Origin of the sequence: Bacillus cereus group sp. BfR-BA-01380, from assembly GCF_022663535.1 — a bacterium.
Taxonomy (GTDB): Bacteria; Bacillota; Bacilli; order Bacillales; family Bacillaceae_G; genus Bacillus_A; species Bacillus_A cereus_BB.
The window spans coordinates 86,831-106,459 of sequence record NZ_JAKUFS010000018.1 but is presented as its reverse complement, the minus strand read 5'-3'; the positions used below and the strand labels follow the sequence as shown (position 1 = coordinate 106,459).

Genomic DNA, 19,629 nt, shown 5'->3' with positions numbered 1-19,629 from the left:
GTCCGCCGCTAACTTCTTAAGAGCAAGCTCTTAATCGGTTCGCTCGACTTGCATGTATTAGGCACGCCGCCAGCGTTCATCCTGAGCCAGGATCAAACTCTCCAATAAAGTGTTTGTCTAGCATCATAAATAAAAATTGACGTTTCACGTTGTTTGTTTCGTTCAGTTTTCAAAGAACTTGTCCGTCGCTCATTTGCGACTTTCTCATGTTAACATCTTTGTTTTTCGATGTCAACATTGTTTTTTACTTCTTTTTTCATTTCGCTTTCTGCTTTCGTGCAGCAGCGACGTTTATTAATATATCATCTACTTTTTATAAAAACAAGCATTTTTTTAAAAAATATAAAGTTTTTTATGCTATCCATTCGATTCTTTTATAAACCTTTAGCTAACCATACAAGAAATACCTTACTTAAGAATTTTTTTAGGAATTTTTTACATGTTCTTAACTTTAATTCCCCGGCATTTGTTATATAGTAAAACAGTAACTAACAAACCCTATCATGGAGGAATTCATTTATGGAAAGATTAACAAAGTTTTCATTAAAAAATAGGGCCGCCATTATCATCATGGTTTTTCTCATCTCTGTATTAGGTATTTATTCCGGCTCTAAATTACCGATGGAATTTTTACCAAGCCTGGATCAACCAACTGTAACAATTACCACTTTATCTGAGGGGCTAGATGCTGAAGCAATGACGAAAGAAGTGACAGACCCTCTCGAAAAGCAATTCCGAAACCTTGCACATGTCGATACCATTACATCGTCAACAAGTGAAGGCTTATCAAAAATTGAAATTATGTATAAAGCAAAGACGAATATGAAAGATGCAGCGCGTGAAGTCGAAAAACTCACAAACGGAATCACACTTCCAAAAGACGTCATGAAACCTGTTATCAGCCAACTAAATACTTCTATGATTCCACTCGCACAAATTACAATTCAAAAGAAAAATGGCTTCACAAAAGCTGACGAGAAACAAATTGAAAAAGAAATTGTCCCACAACTTGAAAGTATCGATGGCGTTTCTAATGTTATGTTTTATGGGAAATCAACATCTGAGTTATCTATTGTATTAGATCCCGTTAAAATGAAAGATAAAAACATCGCAACATCACAAATCGTATCCGCCCTGCAAGGAAAAGAAGCTTCTATACCAGCTGGGCAAATATCTATAAATAATGAAAATTACCTACTTCGCGTAATTGGAGAAATAAAAAGCGTTGATGATATACAGAATGTTACACTAACACCTGAACTAAAGTTACGCGACATCGCAAAAGTTGAATTAAAACAACATCATGATGCTATTTCTCACATTAACGGCGATGACGGCGCTGTACTAGTCGTTGCGAAAGAACCGAGCAAAAATGCCGTTACAATCGGAAAAGAAATCGAGAAAAAGGTTGATGATATAAATAAGAAATATAAAGAAACTTTCACTATAAAAACACTTATGTCTACACACGAACAAGTCCAAAATGCTGTTACAAGTATGGGGAAAGAAGTTGTGCTTGGCGCGATTGCCGCTACATTCATCATTTTAATTTTCTTGCGTAACATTCGTACTACTCTAATTTCGATTGTTAGTATCCCATTATCCATACTTCTTACACTCTTTTTACTTAATCAGTCTAATATCACTTTAAACATTTTAACTTTAGGTGGATTGGCAGTTGCTGTCGGACGTCTCGTCGATGATAGCATCGTTGTAATTGAAAACATCTTCCGTCGTTTACAAAAAGATTCTTTCTCAAAAGACTTAATTATTGACGCTACGAAAGAAGTAGCAATCGCAATTACGTCTTCTACCTTAACAACCGTCGCCGTATTTTTACCAATCGGTCTTGTATCAGGCGGAATCGGTGAATTTATGTTGCCTATGGTATTAGCAGTTGTTTATTCAATTCTTTCATCTCTATTAGTGGCTTTAACAGTTGTGCCACTCATGGCTTTTCTACTTTTAAGGAAAACAACACATACAGAGCAAAAAGAAACGAAACGTTATACAGCCATTTTAAAATGGTCGTTATCACATAAATTTATTATTTTACTTACCGCTTTTTTATTATTTGTCGGTTCAATTGCAGCTTACATTCTACTCCCAAAAGCGAACATTAAATCTGATGATAACACCATGCTTTCTATTAATATGACATTCCCTGCTAATTACGATTTAGAGAAAGGGAAGCAGCAAGCTTTTGAATTTGAGAAAAAATTACTTGCAGATCCAAATGTAAAAAACGTTATATTACAAATGGGTTCCGCTGCAGAAGATGCACAATGGGGACAAACGAGAAAAAACAATCTTGCAAGTATATTTATAGATTTTAAAAAGGGCATTGACCTTGAACCGTACATTAATAAGCTAAAAAAAGAACAGAATCAATTTCAACCAGCGACATTTGATTATATAAAAGTAAGCTTTTCAAGTTTCGGCGGTGGAAACGCATTACAATTTAATATCACCGCAAACAATAAAAATGATTTAAAACAAGCTTCTGACCTTGTTACTACAAAGTTAAAAAGCTTAAATAATCTTTCAAAAGTAAAAACGAATACAGAAGAAGAGAAAAAGGAATGGGTTATTAACGTCGATCAAACAAAAGCAGAAAAGGCAGGCCTAAATTCTGAAGTCATCGGACAACAAGCTGCATTATTAATGAAAAAATCGCCAATTGGCCAAATCTCACTCGACAACGAAAAGACGACTATTATGATAGAAAACAAAAAAACAGAAACTCCTAATAAAGATTCAATTTTAAATGCAAATATTTTATCACCAATTACTGGTTTAATCGCATTAAAAGATGTGGCAACAATTTCTGAAAAACAAATACAAACAGAAATATTCCACAAAGATGGAAAAGAAACAGTTCAAGTGACAGCAGAAGCAAAAGGTGAAGACTTAAGTAAAGTAAGTGCAGAGGTAAACACAGCTATTGCAGATTTAAAATTGCCTGATGGAGCGAAAGTTAACATTGCCGGGGCAACAGAATCGATGCAAGAAAATTTCACTGATTTATTTAAGGTTATGGGAATTGCGATTGGCGTCGTTTACTTAATTATGGTTATTACTTTCGGGCAAGCACGTGCACCATTTGCAATTTTATTCTCTCTTCCATTAGCAGCTGTCGGCGGAATTTTAGGTTTAATTATTTCACAAACACCTGTCGATTTAAACTCTCTTATCGGTGCTTTAATGCTAATCGGAATTGTTGTAACGAATGCAATTGTATTAATAGAACGTGTTCAACAAAATCGCGAAAAAGGAATGGCAACAAGAGAAGCACTATTAGAAGCTGGTTCAATACGACTACGTCCGATTATTATGACAGCTATTACAACCATCTTCGCAATGCTTCCTCTATTATTCGGTGATGCACAGGCCGGAAGTATGGTATCAAAAAGCTTAGCTGTTGTAGTCATTGGCGGTTTACTAGTTTCTACATTACTAACACTAGTTGTCGTACCCGTTATGTACGAATTGCTAGATAAAATCGGTAGTAAAAAGCATCGCAAAAACCGACACGAACCTTATACAGATGTTCCTAAATCTTAACGTTACAACAGCCGTATTCAGACTTCTGAACACGGCTGTTGTTTTTTCTCTCAAAATTGTGTAGAACTCGCTCACTCCTTTGGCAAGAGGCAGAAAAAAGGACCTGACCGCTTCTACGCACGGCCAGACCCTCTCACCCATCTAAAAGAAAGTTCTTTTATCTCTGCTTTTCAACTTGTATTTATATAGAAGCAATTCATTGTTATAAAAAATAATATGAGGGAATGTTGTATAGAACAATCTAACAGCATTCCCTTATATACAAATCGTAGCTATACAAAACAAAAAGTAATCCCCACTCGCTTTCTCCCTTTGGTTTAAACCTTGCACATGGCAGAAAAAGGACCTGACCGCTTCTATGCACGGCCAGACCCTCTCGCCCACCTAAAAAAAGGAGTTTTTTATTCACTTTGTTTATAAAAGCTATGCTGCTTTTACCTTACTACTTTTACGTGAATTTTTCGCACCAGTAAAACGCTTATGAAGTACAGACGCAGTAAAACGAGCAATAATATTAAATAGTAATACCATAATAATTAATACTGCTGCTGACTTTGTTGCAATTAGTTTTGCATCAGGGATAATTCCCTCAGAATTCAACTTCCAAATATGCACCGCTAATGTTTCTGCAGGTCGAAATGGATTCAATGGATGTGAAGGGCTTGAAAAGTCTGCTGCCGAGTTTAAAATCGGTGACGTTAATCCAGCTGTGTAAATGAGTGCCGCCGCTTCACCAAAAATACGTCCAGCCGCTAAAATTACACCTGTAATAATTTGCGGCAATGCAGATGGAAGCATAATTCTTACAATTGTTTGCCACTTTGTTGCACCTAACCCGAGACTTGCTTCTTTCACATTCGGTGGAATTTCTGTCATTGCATTTTCACAAACGCGTGTTAAACCTGGTAAATTTAAAATCGTTAAGGCTAAAGCTCCGCCCATGACAGTATATCCCCAACCTGCCGTTGTAACGAACACAAGAAGTCCAAATAGACCAACTACAATAGAAGGTAAGGAAGCCATTGTTTCAATACATAAGCGAACAAAATTTAAAAACCGACCTTGTTTTGCATATTCCGCCAAGTAAATTCCTGCACCGAGGCCTAAAGGAATCGAAATAATCAATGTAATAACAAGCATATAAAAGGAGTTAAATAATTGAGGCCCAATCCCTCCTCCTGCTCTTGTATTACTCGGTTCTCCAAATAAAAAGCTCGGATCCCAAAATCCCCAACCTTTTTGTAAAATTTCATATACAAGAAAAACAAGTAGAGTGACTATAAAGAAGGCAATTGCATACAAAATACCTGTCCATATATTATTAACTGTTCTAGCATTCATCGTTATTTTTCACCTCTTTGGCCAATCGCTCGAATTATTACAATAAACAAGAACGAAATTAAAAGTAGTATCATCGCTAACGTCCATAGCGCATTATTCCAGGCTGTTCCATTTAACGTATTTGTCATATCCATTGTTAAAATACCCGTTAAAGTTGAAGTTGGACTATATATTCCTTCTGGTAATTTTATTGTATTTCCTATTACCATCTGTACTGCTAATGCTTCCCCAAAAGCTCGAGCTACTCCAAGAACAACCCCTGTTAAAATACCTTGTTTTGCAGCCGGAACAATAATACGACTAATCGCTTGCCATTTCGTCGATCCTAAACCATAAGAGGCTTCTAAATACTCAAAAGGAACCGAACGAATTGCATCAGAAGCAATACTTGCAATCGTTGGCAAAATCATAATACTTAGTACAATAATACCGGCGATTAAACTAAATCCTACACCACCAAAAGAATCACGTAAGAGTGGAATTAAAATCGTAACACCTAGTAAACCATATACAACAGATGGAATCCCTACCAACAATTCTAAAACTGGTTTTAACACCTTGTTTCCAAACTTTGGAGAAATTAGATTCATAAACACTGCAAGTGCAATTGCAATTGGTGCACTAATGATTACCGCACCAAGAGATACTAGCGTAGATCCAACTATGAAAATAACAGCTCCAAAACTTCCATTTCCTTCATTCGGAGCCCATTTTGTTGATGTAAACACTTCGGAAATCGAGATATTACTTTGTGTAAATGATTGAATTCCCTTTGCACAAATGAATGCGATAATAGCTAATGTAATAGCAACAATTAATAAACCACAAAGCGTCACAAGTGTTCTTCCAATATATTCACTTTTTACGTAGTTAATTTGTTTTTTCCCCTTCATCACAAGACCACAACCTCACTTCATATATTGAAATGAACAGGACTGGCTAAACAGCCAGCCCCGCTTTATCCCTCTATTCGCGAGCAGTAATACTCCCCCCCACATTCTGAACGAGCCGCTTCCGCATTTCTTAAGAAGTTAGGCGGGAGATAAACTGCTGGCATGCGCCCAATTGGTTCAACTAATAATCAGTGGGAGATAAAGAACCCCCCACTGATTAAAGTTTCACTTTATATTATTACTTTAATTTAGACATTGGGATGTAACCCATCTCTTCTACTTTCTTTTCAAAGTCTTTACCTTTTACATAATCAATGTAGCCTTTTGTTGCATCTTTCGCTTCACCTTTTGTAATCATGTATTCATAAGACCAGAACGGATATTTACCAGCAGAAATATTTTCAGTTTTTGGTTCTACACCATCAATTTTTAATGTTTTTAACGAGCCTTTTTTGTCACCAGTCATGTAGGACATAGCCAAGTAGCTAACAGATCCTGGTGTAGAGTTAATTGCTTGTTCTACTGCACCATTTGAATCTTGTGTTGTACCTGTAGCATCGTTAATTTTCACGTCTTTCATAACTGTTTTTTCAAACGTAGCACGTGTACCAGAAGCTGCTGGACGATTAACTATATTGATTTTTTCATCTTTTCCGCCAACTTCTTTCCAGTTTGTAACTTTACCAGAGAAAATATCTTGCACTTGTTTTAATGTTAAGTTATCAACCTTTACATCTTTATTTACAACTAATGCAAATGCGATACCTGCAACTTTGTTATCTACTAATTCTTTCGCTTTATCTGCTTCTTTTATTTTATCTGCAGCAGGAACATCGGAATTACCAACTTGAACAGCACCAGAAGCTACTTGGTTAATTCCAGTTCCACTACCGCCGCCTTGAACTGTAATTGATACTTTTGAATTTTTGTCCATAAATTCTTTAGCTGCCTCGTCTGCAAGTGGTTGAAGCGCTGTAGAACCAGCCGCTGTAATTGTACCCGATAATTCTTGCTTCGCTTCATTACCGCCTTTAGCAGTTTCCTTTGTGCTTTCTGATTTGCCGCACCCTACTAAAGCACCAGCAACTACTAATGCCGCTAAAGAAAATTTCAAGCCTTTTTTCATAACCATGTTTTGTACCCCCATTTAATTATCGCTTTTCATTTCCACGTTATTATGTTCATAATCCGTAATACAAATTCATTGTAGGACAATAATATTATGTCAGTGTTAAGCGTTTTTAAATTTTAAGTAAAGGTAGTAGATTCTTAGAAAAAGCTATATATATTCATTGTTTCTCTACAAAATAAAGTGAAAAATCTTAAGAAACCGTACATATTGTAAATTTAATTTTAATAATGTAAATTGAATGTAAATTTCAATTTATACTTCTACGATTTTAGTTTCTTCTTTTCAAACACCTAAAACCTCAGCGCGCAATTAATAAAGTGAAACTTCCATCAGTGGGGGATTTTTTCATCCCCCCACTGATGGTTAGTTGAACCAATCGGGCTTTTACGGGCAGTTTATCTCCCACCTAACTTCTTTGCTTTCGCTGAATTTTGAGGTGGGAGTATTACTGCCCACGAATAGCGGGATAAACTGGTTAGGACTGAAAGGAACACGATGTATTGCAAGGCTACTGACAATCCCATCCATATACGGAGAACGAAAAAGAAGATAACCAACGATACAAATTAGATGGTTATCTTCTTTTTCTCTTTAAACGGTCCTTTTCAATTCCCTCCGTATTACTCATGTTTCTTTTTTTGCTGCATTTGTTTTTGCCAAGGCTGTGCACCATATTCTTGTATTTTCTTATGAAGAAAATAAGCTGTATACGGTAGAGTTGCCATTAAAACCGTACATATAATCCCTAGAGTTGTAAACATGACGCTACTCCTTTACTCACTTCTCATCGGTAACACAGACCCTGTATGTTCAATACTTGGATGTACACGAACGATGATATTACTAGTACTAAAATAATTTTGGCCTTGATCCCAATTTCTTTTGACTTTTGTCCATTGCTTATAATTTTTGCGCTTGTAATACTCTCCTAACTCAAGTACATCCACTTTCAAATCTTTTTGAACAACTTTAACTGTTTTTTGTAGCTGTTCTTCCATTCCACTTGCAAGGTATTTACTGATTTCTTCAGAGCTCATCGCCTTATTATCTTTCCTTAAATAAACTTCTGCTAATGTCCCAGCTACATATACATCAATTACAAATTTAGGTTTTTTAGAATCCGTTAAGAATGTATGAATTTTCCGGTGCATGGAACGAATTTCAAATACAATCTGTTGATTTCCTCTTTGGATTTTAAAAAAACCTCCTGCTTTTTTCCCAATAATATAATTTAGTCCTAATGTTTCCATCCCATTTAATCTACCTACAAGTTTTTTGTCTTTCCCACGAAATACGGCTGCTCCTTCCATTTTAATCCCCTGACGCGTTAGTCCTAAGACTGGAAGAACAAAACTTCTGTCAGCAGACATTTTCTCTTGTAAATCACCGATTCGAATCGCTTCTAACATTTGGGCATTCTTCTGTGCATGATTTGATATCATACTTATATATTTAGCTGGTAAATTTTCTGGTTTTGCACTCTGTTTTAATACTTCTTCCGCCCTTTCTTTTGAAACGAAAATACGAATGTTCCTGCGCATCTCATGATCACGAAAAAACACATCTAATGTATCTTCTAAAACGAAAGGTTTTTTCAATCATTGCAGATGAAATACCATCGAGTAACACAATTGTATCTCCTGCTAATAGTGCATTCATAACATCCGGAAATGTCTTTGCGATACTCACTTCTCCAACTGACAAAAATTGATCCATTACTGTTTGCATAATTGGTGCTTGTTGAGGAATTTCTTCATACTGCAATGGCCGAATAATAAAACGATGAATCATATCTTTATTACTGAGTCCGCATAAAAAGATGACTGCACACCGATTATTTGTCCCCGAAAGAGAAAATTCACGCACAGTCAAGTCATTAGGTGAATCTAACTTATTTCGAATTTCGCTTGTTATTTTCGATAAGTTAGTATCTAATTCAATCATATATATCACCTAACTTTCTGTCACAAAATATTATAGTTATATTTCTCCACCTTAAACAAATATATACAAAAAGAGTTATCCTTTACTAACAGGATAACTCGAGCGAAACATGATCTTATTCTAGGCCTTTCATGAAATTCAAAACTGACGAAACAAATATGCTTACACCAATTGGCAAGGCATCCTCATCAATCGTAAAACGCGGATGATGATGGGAATATATAATCCCTTTATCTTCATTTCCAGCCCCTATAAAGAAAAATGTTCCTGGAGCTTTTTGTAAAAATGCTGAAAAATCTTCTCCAGCCATTGTTGGCTGTAAACGAACAACACACTCTCTTCCTAAAAGTTGCAACGCCGTACTCTCTACATGCCTTGTTACAGTCTCTTCGTTTACAACTGGACGATATCCATATTCGTATGTAAATGTATAAGATGCACCGTATACCTCTGTAATACTTTTTACAATTTTCTCAATACGCTCTGCTGTTTGCTTCCGAAGTTCATTTCGTAAGCTTCTCACTGTCCCGCCAATTGTTGCACTATCAGGAATTACATTATGAGTTGTCCCTGCATGGAACTGCGTTACCGATAACACCAATGAATCTAACGGATTCGTGAGCCTTGAGACAATTTGTTGTAATTGAGAGACAATTTGTGTACCAATCGCGATACTATCAATTGTTTCATGCGGAATACCAGCATGTCCACCTTTCCCAATAATCGTAATCGAAAATGCATCTGGAGCAGCCATCGCTGGACCAGATATAACGCCAACTTTTCCAACTTCAAGCGGTGACCAAAGATGTGCACCAATAATGCAATCAACGCCGTCCATAACACCAGCGTCAACCATTTCCTGTGCACCGCCCGGAAAATTTTCCTCAGCATGTTGAAATAAAAAGCGAATTTCCCCTTCAATTTGATCATATTTTTTTGAAAGTGTGTATGCTGTTCCCAGTAACATCGCAATATGTCCATCATGTCCGCACGCATGCATAACTCCTTTATAACGGGAAACAAAGTCAAACTGGTTTTCTTCTTCAATAGGCAATGCATCCATATCAGCACGTAGCGCAATTGTTCTTCCAGGTTGCTTACCAATCAATCGTGCCATTACACTATATTGCGTGGGACGCGAAACTTCTAGATGAGGAAAGGTTTGCAGTATATCATAAACCCTTTGAGATGTTTTTTCTTCAGCATAAGAAAGCTCTGGGTACATATGAAAATATCTTCTCCATTGAATAAGCTGTTCTTTTGAAATAGATGCCTCTTGGATTAGATCCATATACAATCATCCTTTCTTCATTACATTAACTGTATTATAACTTGTATACTAAGGAAAATAAAAACTATTCTGATGATTCAATTGATTCTATAGCCATTTTAATGTTTTGACATATAGTGGCAGAAAAAGCCCTGACCGTTTCTCTCCACGGCCAGATGCTCTCCCCTAAAAAGAAAGAATTCTTTTAACTTGTATACATAATCTCTAGCCAATGATCAATAGCGATTTACTCAAAGATTCGCCTTATCTATGAGTTGTAAAAAGAAATAAGCGGGCGCTACACAAAGTCCTAATACACTACTCGTTCCAATAATAAGAGAAAATAAGATACAAGAATATTTTAATGTATTTGTTTTTTTCCACCCATAACTCCAAATTTCAATGCTTAAGCCAATTAGTATAATTGCAACAAGTACTTCCCCAAGTAATAAAAGAGCTAAAGTTGATATTGACATGTATTAACACTTCCTTAGTTATATAATAGTAATATTTTACCATATACAGAAGCGAGTCTTAAAGAATATTATGAATCTCTTAAACAATGAAGGCTTTATGAAATTTGGTTATTAACATATGTTTCTTTGTAGCAAGGAGTTTGTTTTCTATTGCCAAACTATGCATCTATAAAAAAAAACCTGCTGAGACAATGTCCCAACAGGTTTTTGAAAGCATATTACATAGAGAAGAAAATCCAAACTGTACCAACAACCGTTATTGCTGCGATGAAAAAGTGGAATACGATTGTCATTGTTTGAATGACTCCCTCTCCTTCTGTCATGTGCATAAACATAACTAATTGCAATGCTGCTTGTGCCACTGCCATTACAAGAATACTTGTTAAGATTGTCGAAAGTGGCAAGCTTGTTTCTAACGTTACATATAAAGCAAGGAACGTTAATGCAAGCGATAAAATAAAGCCAAAAACGTGTGACCACGGAAATCCGCTATGAGCGTTTGTATTGTTTTGTCCCATTTTTACGCCACCATCCCGTTCAAGTAAACTAGTGTGTAAATAAAGATCCAAACAACATCAAGGAAATGCCAGTATAAGCTGATAATAAATACTTTACGAGCTGTAACTGGTGTCAGTCCTCGTTTTAAAATTTGGATAATAACACAAGTTGCCCAAATGATACCACCTGTTACGTGGGCACCGTGCGTTCCAAGAAGAACGAAGAATCCAGATAAGAATCCGCTTGTTTGTAGTGTAGCACCTTGGTGCACATACATCATAAACTCTTCAATCTCCATATAAAGGAAGCCAGCACCTAATAGTAACGTAAGGATAAACCATAGGAGCATACCATTTTTGTTTTCTTTACGCATTTCATGAATTGCAATCCCGCATGTGAAACTACTTGTTAAAAGTAGAAGTGTTTCAATCATAACAGGCTTTACTTCGAAAAGATGTGCTGATGTCGGCCCGTCTGCCGTGCGACCAGCTAATACTAGGTAAGAGGCAAAAAGCGTTGCAAACAGCACGATTTCAGCCCCAAGGAATATCCAAAACCCTAAAATATTCAATCTGCTTTGTTCAGTTTGATACTCTAGAGGTAAGCTTTTATCTAAAGCCGCCATTTCGTTTCACCTCTCATGCAACATGTTCTGTCTTTTTAATTTCATCTACACTAACGTAGTATCCGTCGTCGTAATCAAACGAGCGCCAGATCATACAACCTAACATACCAATACCACCGACAATTGCTAACCAGAACCAGTTAAATACTAGTGCAAAACCTGCAAGACCGATAAAACAAGACATAACAATTGGAACACCTGAATTGCTTGGCATATGAATTGGTTTTACTTCTTCAGGTTTTGGTATAATAGACTCTCCATTTTTCTTCATTTCCCAGAATACATCGCTATGCTTAATTTCTGGTAATTTTGCGAAGTTGTAATGTTGTACTGGAGATTGTGTTGCCCATTCAAGTGTACGACCGTCCCAAGGATCCCCAGTTAAGTCGCGCTCACCATGACGAATGCTATAAACTACGTTGTAGCATAATAGAATGAAACCAATCCCCATCATTACTGCACCGACAGATGCGATTTGGTTTAACAAGCCCCATCCAAGGTTTGCAGAGTAAGTGTACATACGACGAGTCATACCGTCTAAACCTAGGAAATACATTGGGAAGAAACAGATGTTAAATCCGCTCATAAAGATCCAGAATGTCCATTTACCAAGGCGCTCATTTAGCATATGCCCTGTGATTTTTGGATACCAGAATGTAAATCCAGCAAGCATTGCAAATACTGTACCTGCGATTAATACGTAGTGGAAATGAGCGATTAGGAAGTAGCTGTTATGGTACTGATAGTCAGCTGCTGCCATCGCAAGCATAACACCCGTAACTCCACCAATTACGAAGTTTGGAATAAACGCCAATGACCAAAGCATTGGAACTGTAAAACGAATACGACCTTTATAAAGTGTAAACAACCAGTTAAAGATCTTAACACCGGTTGGAATTGAAATTGCCATTGTTGAAATCGAGAAGAACGAGTTAACTGCTGGTCCTGCACCCATTGTAAAGAAGTGATGGAGCCATACAAGACCACTTAAAGTTGCAATAGCAACCATTGAGTAAACCATTGCTGTATATCCAAATAAACGTTTACGTGAGAATGTACTTACGATTTCAGAGAAAATACCGAATGCCGGTAAAATAACGATATATACTTCAGGGTGACCCCATACCCAGAACAAGTTCGCCCAAAGCATTGGCATACCGCCGCTCGCCATCGTAAAGAAGTGAGAATCAAATAGACGATCAAATGACATTAATGCAAGAGCAACTGTTAATACTGGGAAAGCAAAGATAATAATTATACATGTGATTAAGATAGACCATGTAAACATTGGCATTTGCATTAATTTCATGCCTGGTGCACGCATTTTTAAGATAGTAACAAGGAAGTTAATCCCTGTCATCAGTGTCCCAAGACCTGAAATCTGCAATGCAATTGCATAATAGTTGTTTCCTACGCCAGGGCTAAACTCTGTACCAGCCATCGGGAAGTATGATGTCCACCCAGCGTCTGGAGAACCACCGATAACGAAGGAGATGTTAAATAACATAGCACCTACAAAGAATAACCAAAAACTTAGTGAATTTAAGAAAGGAAATGCAACATCACGTGCCCCAATTTGAAGAGGTACAACAATGTTCATTAATCCCATAACGAATGGCATTGCCATAAAGAGAATCATGATAGTGCCGTGTGTTGTAAAAACGCCGTTATAGTGTTCAGCGTTTAAATATGTTGTGTCAGGAAATGTTAATTGGGCACGAATCATCAATCCGTCCATACCGCCACGGAACAGCATTACAATCGCTGAAAGAATATACATAGTCCCAATTTTCTTATGGTCAACAGAAGTTAACCACTCATCCCAAAGCCATCTCCACTTTTTGTACTTTGTTAGCACGAAAAGAATTGCTAACGTCATAAGTACAATAGATGCGTCCGCTCCGTAGATAAGCGGATCACCTGTGACAAAAAATTCATCAAGCTTCACTGTGTTCACTCCAATCTGTTGGAATAGTCGTTATTACTTTTTGTTTTTATAGTAGTTGTAATCACAATATTCAAGTGATTTTGGATCTACATATTTTAAATGTGTATTAGAGAATGTCATACGACCTACTACACCTGGTTGAATAATTTCTTTATATTTGTTTTCTGATAACTTAGGAGCACCTTTTGCTTCTTTTACCCACTTGTCGTATCCTTCTTTTGTTTTAGCTTCAAGTTCAAATTCCATGTTTGTGAAGCCTTCACCAGAGAAGTTTGCGCTACGTCCAGTGTAAGAGCCTGGTTTATCAGCTTGTAGGTATAGATCCATGATCATACCATCCATTGTGTATTTCATTCCACCCAGCTCTGGAATCCAGAAAGCGTTCATTGGACCAACAGAAGTTAATTTAAATTGAATTGGTACACCTGCTGGTACATTTAAATAGTTAACGGTTTCAATTCCTTCCTCAGGATAACTGAATAACCATTTCCAGTTAGCAGATGTAACGTAAATTTCAACAGGTTTTATATCCTTTGTTTGCTCTGGTGGTTTTTCCGATGCATATGTTGCTTTCACTGTTGGAATTGCTAACGCAACCACGATGATAATAGGGAAAATAGTCCAGATAACTTCTAAAAGAGTATTACCGTGTATATCAGGTGGCTCATAGTCCATATTTTCTGGTTTTTCACGGTAACGAATTAAAATAATTGTGAACAGGACGAATACGACTACAATAATTACTGACATCAGTATGAGTGACCAAATAATTAAGTCATACTGCGTTTTTGCAACAGGCCCTTGTGGATTTAATACAGCGATTTTTTCGCATCCACCGAGGAACAAGAGTAATGATAGTGGAAGAAGAGAAGCCAGCTTCCAAAATTTTTTTTTCAGTTGCACGATTGAAAATCTCCTTTCTCCTTGGATTGAAACTATGCCAATAAAACAATATAAACCTATTAATTTATAGATGGCAATAGTTTTTAAGATATTGTTAAAAAATAGACACAAATAAACCGTTTTTACGTTGAAAAACATTTGTAACTTGCTCATATTGTAAACTATTTTTGAACACATATATTGATTTTTAAAATTTTAAGATAAATAAAGTTATACCAGAATACCCAATAAATAGAAAAAAGTTATCTCATAATAGAATGAGATAACAGAAGATTCTATATATTTAGTTTATCATTCATGAGACGTTTTTTTGCTGCTCAAATGTGACAATTTTTTTATATTTTACTTTATAAAAAATGTAACAAATAATCATAAATGGAATGCCGCAATATAAAGCAATACGTTGATCTGGAATAAACGCTAAGCTTATAAATGTAATGAAGTTTAACGAGAACGCTAAAATAGGAACAAGCGGATATAGCGGCGCACGATATTTTAAGTCTCGTATATCCCCACCGTTCTTAATAAATTCTCTTCTAAAGAAAAATTGAGATGCAGCAATGGACATCCACACAACGACAGCTGCCATGGCCGCAATCGATGTTAATACTAAAAAGACAGTATCAGCGGCAAATACACTTGTTAACAGAGAAAGGCCCGCAAAGATTAAGCTGAAAATTAAAGCATTGATCGGTACCCCTTTTTTCGTTAATTTTGTAAAGCGCTGACTTCCCATTCCTTGTTTTGCCATCGCCCAAAGCATACGAGAGTTTGCGTATAAACCAGAGTTTGCCACCGATAATACAGCCGTAATAATGACAAAGTTCATAATGTCTGCTGCATATGGGATTCCAGCCGTGTCAAAAACGAGTACGAACGGGCTTTCTACAAGATTTGCTTCTTGCCATGGTAATAATCCTACGACTACAGAAATGGCAAGAACGAAAAAGAAAAGTGTTCGCCAAATTGTACTTTTTATAGCACGTGGTATTGTTATTTCCGGCTGCTTACTTTCACCCGAAGCAATACCAATTAATTCTGTTCCTTGAAACGCATAGTTAACGGTAATCATTGTAAGAAGAACAGCTGGAAGTCCGTTTGGAAATAATCCGCCATTTTCTGTGAAGTTATGGAACATTGGTGCCGGCTTACCGCTAAAGTCTAATACACCAAACATAACAGCGCCGCCGAGTAAAATAAAAAGAATAATTGTTATTACTTTAACACTTGCAAACCAAAACTCGGCTTCAGCATACGCACGCGCAGAGGAAGCGTTTACAATAAAGAGTATGACTGCAAATATAACACACCATATCCAAGATGAAACATCTGGAAACCAGCGCTTCATTAAAATACTGACAGTTGTTAATTCAACTCCGACGGTTACAGCCCAGTTTAGCCAATACATCCATCCAACCACAAATCCAAAACCAGGTGAAATATATTTGCTAGCATAACTTTGAAAAGAACCTGCTTCAGGCATTGCAACTGTTAATTCACCAAGACAAAGCATCGTTAAATACATAACAAATCCGCCGACTAAATAGGCAAGAATGGCTCCGCCAGGTCCAGCATTGTGAACCGTTTGTCCAGATCCCATAAATAATCCGGTTCCGATAACTCCTCCTAGAGCAATCATGAAGAGGTGTCTGCTTTGCATCGTACGTTTTAGTTCATTTGACTGCTTCTCCTTTTGGATCATATACCCCTCACCTCATATTTTTATGTTGTTAAGCGAAAATCATCAGTAAACCACTAATTAAATTTCTCCTCATTGAAGAAATTTAACTAAGTTAAACATATTTTACTTTAACAAAATATTCTAAAAATGTATATTTATTTTTCTTTTTATTTAAAAAAGTAAGAATCTTTAGACCTTAATATCGGAATAACAATCTATAGAATCGTTCTAGTAAACTAGCAGAAACAAAGGTACAATGAAGTGAGTATCACTTTCGAAATCTATAGAAAAACCCTCTTTCTTTTTATGTGGGCGAGAACATCTGGCCATGCATAGAAGCGGTCAGGGCCTTTTCCTGCCACATGCGAGGTTTAAAACAAAGGGACCAAGCAAGTAGTAGTCATATTGTATTCTGCATAGCAGCGACTTATAAAGAAAAGCGGAAGCGGCTCGTTCAGAATCGCAGGACGCCCACGCCCCCGACAGAGAGGTGCTTTTCACCTCGTCCGAGGGGGCGAAACGACCGGAGATTCTAGCCGCTGGAGCTAGACAAAGATATCGAAAATCAAAATGGATATATAGAGAAAAATAATTATGTAATGGAGTAGAGATATGTCTAGGAGTATCAAATATGTATGTATTTTAAGTATTGGAGTTATTCTTTGTGTGGCATGCAATAAAGAAGTTATGGGAGTCATTGAAACAGGGAAAAATAAAATCGTTCAAAAAACGCAGGAACTTCGCATAGACTTTTCATTTAAAGTGAAAGAACAAGTGATGATTGAAAATGTCCCATTTATAAAACAACTTCCTGAATTAGAACGCGGTTGTGAAGTGACAAGTTTAGCAATGTTACTACAATATAACGGGATTCAAGTGGACAAAATGAAGCTAGCGAGTGAAATTGCTCGTGTTCCATTTACAGCAAACGGTGTAAATGGAAACCCACATGAAGGATTTGTTGGAAATATTTACACAAAGTCTGAACAAGGCTATGGTGTATACCATCAGCCAATTTTTAAATTAGCACAAAAATATGTTCCAGATAAAACAATTGATTTATCCGGAAGAGAGATCAAGGATATATATAAAGTACTTAGTGCTGGTTCGCCAGTATGGATTATTGCTAATACAACTTTTCAGCCGCTAGATGCGGATAACTTTGAAAGTTGGAATACAAATGCTGGAGAATTAAAGATTACATATTTTGAACATAGTGCAGTTATTATTGGTTATGATAAAAACTTTGTATATGTAAATGATCCACTAGCAAATAACCCGCGTAAAAGTATTCCGCGTACTGAATTTGAAAAAGCGTGGGAACAAATGGGGAAACAAGCAATTACTATTCTTAAATAATAAAAAGCCATCGAAATCGATGGCTTTTTATTATTTCACAATTTAAAACCGACATAAAAACCCCTTTCTTTTGAGGGGAGGACGAGAGCATCTGGCCGTGCGTAGAAGCGGTCAGGGCCTTTTTTTGCCACATGCGAAGTTTCAAGCAAGCGCGGGGCATGGTGTATTCTGCATAGCAGCGACTTATGTGCCGAAACATGTAAATGGATTTATATATAAGGTGAAAATCGACGTCTCCCCTTTCTTTTTCAGGAGAGCATCTGGCCGTGCGTAGAAGCGGTCAGGGCCTTTTTCTGCCACATGCGAAGTTTCAAGCAAGCGCGGGGCATGGTGTATTCTGCATAGCAGCGACTTATATGTCGAAACATGTAAATGGATTTATATAGTACAGAAAACATTGTCTTTTTTTGTAGCATAACAGATAGAAATGTTTTATAATTTTAAATAGTTAAATAAATATGCAAGCGGATACAACATATTTCTTACTAATAAAGGAGGGTTACTATGCAGCACACAAACAAAGAAGAAAACTTAAACCGCGGGTTAAAACAACGTCATATTACTCTTATGTCACTTGGCTCTGCTATTGGGGTTGGACTATTTTTAGGATCCGCTTCCGCTATTAAACTCGCAGGACCATCTATTTTATTCGGTTATATCATTGCAGGCCTTGCGATCTTTTTTATTATGCGGGCACTTGGAGAAATGGCAATTGAACAACCTGTTGCCGGTTCATTCAGTAAATATGCACATGACTATTTAGGTCCGCTAGCAGGTTATATCACAGGCTGGAACTATTGGTTCTTATGGGTTGTAACTTGTATGGCTGAAATTACAGCAGCAGGAATTTATATGCAATATTGGTTCCCAAATACGGAACGTTGGGTCTGGGCGTTACTTGCTCTTGTATTAATGAGCGCATTAAACTTTTTATCGGTTAAAGTGTATGGAGAACTTGAGTTCTGGTTTGCTTTAATTAAAATTGTCACAATTATCTGTATGATCGTGATTGGTGCTGGTATTATTTTATTCGGTTTTGGAAATGGCGGCGTAGCGACTGGAATTTCAAATCTTTGGTCACACGGTGGTTGGTTCCCAAATGGATTTTCTGGCCTTCTTCTATCATTACAAATGGTACTATTTGCTTACTTAGGAGTAGAGCTACTTGGTGTAACAGCTGGTGAAGCAGAAAATCCGAAAAAAACATTATCTAAAGCGATTGATAACGTTTTTTGGCGCATTTTAATCTTCTACGTAGGTGCCCTATTCGTTATGATGGCAATCTATCCATGGAATGAACTTGGTGACAAAGGTAGTCCATTTGTACTAACGTTTGAACAAATCGGCATTGCGAAAGCAGCAGGAATTATTAACTTTGTTGTATTAACAGCTGCTCTTTCTTCTTGTAATGGCGGTCTCTTTAGTACAGGCCGTATGCTATTTACATTAGCACAGCAAAAACAGGCACCAGAAAAATTTGGTCAGCTAAATAAAAATGGAATTCCAAGCAAAGGAATTTTAGCAACAGCTTTCGTATTATTAATAGGCGTTGCATTAAACTACGTTGTTCCTGCAAAAGTATTTACGTGGCTAACGAGTATTTCCACGTTCGGAGCAATTTGGACTTGGGGTGTCATTGTAGTTGCGCAGCTTCGTTTCCGCAAGGGGCTATCACAGGAGGCGCAAAACAAATTAACGTACAAAATGCCATTGTATCCACTTAGCTCCTACGTTACGCTCGCTTTCCTTGCTTTAGTATTGGGAATTATGGCATATTCCGCTGATACACGTATCGCATTAATTGTTGGACCAATTTGGCTCATCGCTTTAGTAGTTGTTTATTATGCAAAAGGATTTCATACAATAGATAAAACATCGAAATCTTCTTCAAAAATCGGGTAATGCTACTCCCTTTCTCATATGAGGAAGGGATTTTTTCTCCTCTACTGCTGCATACAAAAATATTTCTCAACAAAATTTATCTTATTTTTAAAA

Annotated in this window: 15 protein-coding genes, 1 rRNA gene and 1 pseudogene; 3 read left to right on the top strand and 14 right to left on the bottom strand. The window is 36.9% G+C overall.

The features are described 5' to 3' along the window. Nucleotides 1-108: ribosomal RNA gene (locus tag MR076_RS16890) — 16S ribosomal RNA — on the bottom strand; the annotation flags it as partial. Nucleotides 109-519: 411 nt separating this feature from the next. Between MR076_RS16890 and MR076_RS16885 the strand changes: the two genes are divergently transcribed. Then, complete coding sequence (locus MR076_RS16885; protein WP_242222403.1) at nt 520-3,564, top strand: efflux RND transporter permease subunit; 3,045 nt, start codon at nt 520-522, stop codon at nt 3,562-3,564. Between the two features lie 423 nt (nt 3,565-3,987). Here the strand turns inward: MR076_RS16885 and pstA are convergent, their stop codons facing one another. From pstA to MR076_RS16820, 13 genes and pseudogenes are all read right to left on the bottom strand, one after another. Beyond that, nucleotides 3,988-4,905, bottom strand: a complete 918-nt coding sequence (gene pstA, locus MR076_RS16880; RefSeq protein WP_242222402.1) for a phosphate ABC transporter permease PstA — start codon at nt 4,903-4,905, stop codon at nt 3,988-3,990. 2 nt (nt 4,906-4,907) lie between these two features. After that, nucleotides 4,908-5,798 (bottom strand): phosphate ABC transporter permease subunit PstC, encoded by an 891-nt coding sequence (gene pstC, locus MR076_RS16875; protein ID WP_242222405.1) that lies wholly within the window; start codon nt 5,796-5,798, stop codon nt 4,908-4,910. 238 nt (nt 5,799-6,036) lie between these two features. Next, nucleotides 6,037-6,930, bottom strand: a complete 894-nt coding sequence (locus MR076_RS16870; RefSeq protein ID WP_242222401.1) for a phosphate ABC transporter substrate-binding protein PstS family protein — start codon at nt 6,928-6,930, stop codon at nt 6,037-6,039. Between the two features lie 620 nt (nt 6,931-7,550). Beyond that, a complete protein-coding gene (locus tag MR076_RS16865; RefSeq protein WP_242222400.1) occupies nt 7,551-7,691 on the bottom strand; it encodes a hypothetical protein in 141 nt (46 codons plus the stop codon). A 12-nt stretch (nt 7,692-7,703) separates the two neighbouring features. Then, nucleotides 7,704-8,492, bottom strand: a complete 789-nt coding sequence (locus tag MR076_RS16860) for a Ger(x)C family spore germination protein (RefSeq protein ID WP_242222399.1) — start codon at nt 8,490-8,492, stop codon at nt 7,704-7,706. A 34-nt stretch (nt 8,493-8,526) separates the two neighbouring features. Beyond that, nucleotides 8,527-8,874 (bottom strand): annotated as a pseudogene (locus MR076_RS16855) (spore germination protein); the annotation flags it as partial. 115 nt (nt 8,875-8,989) lie between these two features. Continuing rightward, nucleotides 8,990-10,165: a M20 family metallopeptidase gene (locus tag MR076_RS16850; RefSeq protein ID WP_242222398.1), complete on the bottom strand. Its 1,176-nt coding sequence runs from the start codon at nt 10,163-10,165 to the stop codon at nt 8,990-8,992. A gap of 230 nt (nt 10,166-10,395) precedes the next feature. Further along, nucleotides 10,396-10,620 (bottom strand): DUF4022 family protein, encoded by a 225-nt coding sequence (locus tag MR076_RS16845; RefSeq protein ID WP_242222397.1) that lies wholly within the window; start codon nt 10,618-10,620, stop codon nt 10,396-10,398. A gap of 218 nt (nt 10,621-10,838) precedes the next feature. Then, on the bottom strand, nt 10,839-11,138 hold the full coding sequence (qoxD, locus tag MR076_RS16840; RefSeq protein ID WP_242222396.1) for a cytochrome aa3 quinol oxidase subunit IV: 300 nt from the start codon (nt 11,136-11,138) through the stop codon (nt 10,839-10,841). Nucleotides 11,139-11,140: 2 nt separating this feature from the next. Next, the gene (gene qoxC / locus MR076_RS16835) at nt 11,141-11,743 is read right to left on the bottom strand and encodes a cytochrome aa3 quinol oxidase subunit III (RefSeq protein ID WP_242222395.1); all 603 of its coding nucleotides are present in this window, start codon (nt 11,741-11,743) and stop codon (nt 11,141-11,143) included. Nucleotides 11,744-11,756: 13 nt separating this feature from the next. Continuing rightward, nucleotides 11,757-13,691: a cytochrome aa3 quinol oxidase subunit I gene (gene qoxB / locus MR076_RS16830; RefSeq protein WP_242222394.1), complete on the bottom strand. Its 1,935-nt coding sequence runs from the start codon at nt 13,689-13,691 to the stop codon at nt 11,757-11,759. A 33-nt stretch (nt 13,692-13,724) separates the two neighbouring features. After that, nucleotides 13,725-14,594, bottom strand: a complete 870-nt coding sequence (qoxA, locus tag MR076_RS16825; RefSeq protein WP_242222393.1) for a cytochrome aa3 quinol oxidase subunit II — start codon at nt 14,592-14,594, stop codon at nt 13,725-13,727. Nucleotides 14,595-14,889: 295 nt separating this feature from the next. After that, a complete protein-coding gene (locus MR076_RS16820) occupies nt 14,890-16,296 on the bottom strand; it encodes an amino acid permease (RefSeq protein ID WP_242222392.1) in 1,407 nt (468 codons plus the stop codon). 591 nt (nt 16,297-16,887) lie between these two features. Between MR076_RS16820 and MR076_RS16815 the strand changes: the two genes are divergently transcribed. Together MR076_RS16815 and MR076_RS16810 are read left to right on the top strand one after the other, a co-directional pair. Beyond that, nucleotides 16,888-17,634 (top strand): C39 family peptidase, encoded by a 747-nt coding sequence (locus MR076_RS16815; protein WP_242222391.1) that lies wholly within the window; start codon nt 16,888-16,890, stop codon nt 17,632-17,634. 504 nt (nt 17,635-18,138) lie between these two features. Then, a complete protein-coding gene (locus tag MR076_RS16810; protein WP_242222390.1) occupies nt 18,139-19,536 on the top strand; it encodes an amino acid permease in 1,398 nt (465 codons plus the stop codon). The last annotated feature ends 93 nt before the right edge of the window (nt 19,537-19,629 follow it).

Bases quoted from the DNA above. Each gene is read 5' to 3' on its own strand.
- MR076_RS16810 (WP_242222390.1), top strand. From the start codon at position 18,139: ATGCAGCACACAAACAAAGAAGAAAACTTAAACCGCGGGTTAAAACAA.
- pstA (WP_242222402.1), bottom strand. From the start codon at position 4,905: ATGAATGCTAGAACAGTTAATAATATATGGACAGGTATTTTGTATGCA.
- pstC (WP_242222405.1), bottom strand. From the start codon at position 5,798: ATGAAGGGGAAAAAACAAATTAACTACGTAAAAAGTGAATATATTGGA.
- MR076_RS16820 (WP_242222392.1), bottom strand. From the start codon at position 16,296: ATGATCCAAAAGGAGAAGCAGTCAAATGAACTAAAACGTACGATGCAA.
- MR076_RS16870 (WP_242222401.1), bottom strand. From the start codon at position 6,930: ATGGTTATGAAAAAAGGCTTGAAATTTTCTTTAGCGGCATTAGTAGTT.
- MR076_RS16865 (WP_242222400.1), bottom strand. From the start codon at position 7,691: ATGTTTACAACTCTAGGGATTATATGTACGGTTTTAATGGCAACTCTA.
- MR076_RS16845 (WP_242222397.1), bottom strand. From the start codon at position 10,620: ATGTCAATATCAACTTTAGCTCTTTTATTACTTGGGGAAGTACTTGTT.
- MR076_RS16815 (WP_242222391.1), top strand. From the start codon at position 16,888: ATGTCTAGGAGTATCAAATATGTATGTATTTTAAGTATTGGAGTTATT.
- MR076_RS16885 (WP_242222403.1), top strand. From the start codon at position 520: ATGGAAAGATTAACAAAGTTTTCATTAAAAAATAGGGCCGCCATTATC.
- qoxD (WP_242222396.1), bottom strand. From the start codon at position 11,138: ATGGGACAAAACAATACAAACGCTCATAGCGGATTTCCGTGGTCACAC.
- MR076_RS16850 (WP_242222398.1), bottom strand. From the start codon at position 10,165: ATGGATCTAATCCAAGAGGCATCTATTTCAAAAGAACAGCTTATTCAA.
- qoxC (WP_242222395.1), bottom strand. From the start codon at position 11,743: ATGGCGGCTTTAGATAAAAGCTTACCTCTAGAGTATCAAACTGAACAA.